At 68.5% G+C, this 317-nt stretch carries 1 protein-coding gene; it reads right to left on the bottom strand.

From position 1 onward, the window contains the following. The coding region (locus tag J0A65_RS26835) for a hypothetical protein (protein WP_206597211.1) at positions 1-317 on the bottom strand (317 nt) is incomplete at both ends.

Below are 317 nucleotides of genomic sequence, written 5' to 3'. Positions count from 1 at the left end.
CGCGAGCCTGCTCGACAGGTACAGGGTCGAAGGCCAGCGAGCGGTCTTCCCCGACGAGCAAGGTGGTCAGCGGCAGCTCGCAGGCCGCCGCGATCACGTGCAGCACATAAGGCCGCAGCAGGCGGTGCCACTTCCACGCGCCCTCCTTGGCCAGCGCCCCCGGTACTGCCTGCAGGCTGGCCAGGGCGCCGTCAGCATTGCGGCGCAGGCCGTTCAACCAGCCGTCCAGCAGTACATCGGCCTGAACGAAATACAGCGGCAAGGGCGACTCGAGGGCATGCGGCCAGCGTTCAGCCAGCGCGCGATATCGCAGAACC

Origin of the sequence: Bowmanella yangjiangensis, from assembly GCF_017255015.1 — a bacterium.
Taxonomy (GTDB): domain Bacteria; phylum Pseudomonadota; class Gammaproteobacteria; order Enterobacterales; family Alteromonadaceae; genus Bowmanella; species Bowmanella yangjiangensis.
Note: the sequence above shows the minus strand (reverse complement) of the source record. Positions and strands in the feature narration are given on the sequence as shown.